This is a genomic window from Micromonospora sp. URMC 107 (genome assembly GCF_051386315.1).
Classification (GTDB): Bacteria; Actinomycetota; Actinomycetes; order Mycobacteriales; family Micromonosporaceae; genus Micromonospora.
Genome location: NZ_JBPQTK010000335.1, coordinates 1 through 277, shown reverse-complemented (window position 1 = coordinate 277; position 277 = coordinate 1). Strand labels below are relative to the sequence as shown.

Below are 277 nucleotides of genomic sequence, written 5' to 3'. Positions count from 1 at the left end.
CGGGAGAGGTGGGTCAGGAGCCGGGCGAGGGTGGTGCGGGCGGAGCGGACGGAGACCTGTTGACCGACGATCGCCCGCACGGCCATCTCGAAGCCGTCGACCGAGCGGGGGAGCCGGATCCCCGGCTCGGCGGCGACCGCCCGGGCCAGCGCCGGGTCGGCGGCGAGGGTGCCGTCGACGGCGGTCGGATCGGCGTCGAGGTCGAGCAGGCGGCGGCAGCGGGCCACCGCGGGGGCGAGGTCGCGCATGTCGGTCAGCCGCAGCGTCGCCGTCACGT

The 277-nt window shown here is 77.6% G+C and carries 1 protein-coding gene; it reads right to left on the bottom strand.

What is annotated here, in order from left to right; translation table 11 throughout:
• A partial coding sequence (locus ACSNN9_RS28760) for an AlkA N-terminal domain-containing protein (RefSeq protein WP_436676430.1) occupies nt 1-277 on the bottom strand: 277 nt, incomplete at both ends.